Annotated in this window: 1 protein-coding gene; it reads right to left on the bottom strand. The window is 29.5% G+C overall.

Annotation, left to right across the window (positions count from 1 at the left end; genetic code table 11):
* Window positions 1-735 (bottom strand): glycosyltransferase family 4 protein (locus tag A5867_RS07055; RefSeq protein WP_170927512.1); only part of this gene is annotated, 735 nt, incomplete at both ends.

Raw genomic sequence — 735 nt, 5'->3', positions numbered from 1 at the left:
ATCTAGAACTATATAATTTTTCAAAGTTATTTATATAGCTTTCTAAAGAAAAATATTTTTTTTGTCTTGTACTTGAATTATTTGCCATTTCTTTTCTTACTTTTTCATTTGAAATCAAGAAATCTATTTTCTGTTCTAAGTCCTTAACGTTATTTACCTCGCATAAAAAGCCATTATACCCATTTTCTACCATCTCCGTCACTCCACCGTGGCTATAACCAATCACGGGCTTACCACTCGCCATAGCTTCGAGCACAACAGTAGGTAGTGGATCAGGGTTTGTACTGGGAAGAACAAATATATCAAATAAATCATAAATTGCAGGTATATCATTTCGAAAATCCTCTACAATTACTTGTTGTGATATATTTAGATCAGCAATTTGATTTTTCAAATTCTCCATTCTATAAGACTCATTGTCAAAAACACCGCCTACTAAAATTCCATAAACATCTGAGTTTTTTTTCAAAATTGAAGAAATTGCTTGAAGAAAATGCTCTTGACCTTTCCATGAATTAACTCTTCCAACCATTCCTATTACTATATTATTTTTCGACAATCCAAATTCATCATATAAATAATTAATATCATGATTACTATTATAGATAGTATTGTCTACTCCATTATATACAACAGAAACCTTACTTTCTTTAATAAGTTTTGAAGATATTAAATGGTTCTTTACAGCTTTTGAAACTACAACCACATCATCAGCATATTTACCAATAAAAAAAC

The organism is Enterococcus sp. 6D12_DIV0197 (assembly GCF_002174385.1).
Taxonomy (GTDB): Bacteria; Bacillota; Bacilli; order Lactobacillales; family Enterococcaceae; genus Enterococcus_D; species Enterococcus_D casseliflavus.
Note: the sequence above shows the minus strand (reverse complement) of the source record. Positions and strands in the feature narration are given on the sequence as shown.